We start from the raw sequence: 1,357 nt of genomic DNA, 5'->3' as shown, positions 1-1,357 counted from the left end.
CAAGCTCCGCGACACAAGAGCCTACTGCATGAAGAGCTGAGTGATTTTTACTATGGGTTTGATACGGCTGAACTCATTACCCGCATCACTTCGCACCTAAGTTCAGCGAATTCGACGATCACCCATTTAGAAATGCCGATCAATATCAGTAATGGCTTACTGCATCACTTGCATCATTCACTTGGTATTCTCACCAAACGAACCTTTAAGCGTATCGCAAGCGATGGCTCGCTTGAGCTTGCTGTTGGTTTGAGTGCTATGCACTACTACACCTCAGGTCGAACATCCTTCCAGCCACACTTGTTTGGGATGGAACCTATTGACCTTGATAACTCGACCGAATCTCGCGTTAGTCGAGCCAAAAGTAACGACCCTTGGTCTAATGCCTTTGATGCGGCCGCTATTACAAGTCCGAAATCGATTCCTAGCGAGTCGGTGATTGACTATACCAATCATCCTGAGAGCGCTGACAAAGACTTTCCTGTGCACACCACTAGCCTGATCAATACAAGCCCTGGTGGATATTGCATTCAATGGGGCGGTCACATTCCAAAGAATGTTCAAGCTGGTGAACTTCTTTGTGTGCGCGAAAACGATGAGAAATCATGGAGCATTGCTGTTATCCGCTGGATTCGATACTCCAAGCAAAAAGGTACGCAGCTTGGTATCGAGCTACTCGCACCTCGCGCCAAACCATGTGCGGTGCAGCAACTCAACAAAACTGGCAAACACAGTGAATTTTTGCGTGGTTTGCTTCTACCAGAATTGAGCAGCATCAGCCAACCAAGCACGCTAATTACGCCTCGCCTCCCATTCAAAGAAGGCAATAAGGTGATTTTGCGTTTCAGCGGCATCGAATCTAAATGCATTCTAGCCGCCACTGTTTCAGAAACTGGTAGTTTTAGCCAGTACACCTTACGCGCAACAGATGTTCTAGATTCGAAATCTGCGCAACTCGAAGAAGAAACACAACAACCCAAAACCGAAATAAGTCTCGAAGACGAATTCGATTCTCTTTGGCCTAGTCTGTAGTTAACGCGGTACCAATAAGTAATGACAAAACAAACCGACACCCTCTTCCTTCTTGTACTTGAAGACTCTCAAAATGATGCAGAGAAACTTGTCAGCCTATTACGAAACGCTGGCATTGCAACTAGAGCAAAACTCATCGAAGACGAAGAAGAACTAGAGCAAGCGTTATCCGACGGACAATGGGATTTATTTGTTGCAAGAGAATCAGCGGCAGACTTCGATCTAAGCCAAGCTTGCATTCAGATATCAAAAAAAGACTTATATATCCCTCTAATTATTATTTCTGAAGAATATGACGAAGAAAAGGTCAGTGCGCATCTAAAGA

General features: G+C 45.1%; 2 pseudogenes. Both read left to right on the top strand.

From position 1 onward, the window contains the following. Positions 1-1,032 (top strand): annotated as a pseudogene (locus tag A3738_RS31280) (GTPase); the annotation flags it as partial. A gap of 21 nt (positions 1,033-1,053) precedes the next feature. Further along, positions 1,054-1,357 (top strand): annotated as a pseudogene (locus A3738_RS19230) (diguanylate cyclase); the annotation flags it as partial.

The sequence above is a fragment of the Oleiphilus sp. HI0066 genome (genome assembly GCF_001635725.1).
This window is presented reverse-complemented; position numbering and strand designations above follow the sequence as displayed.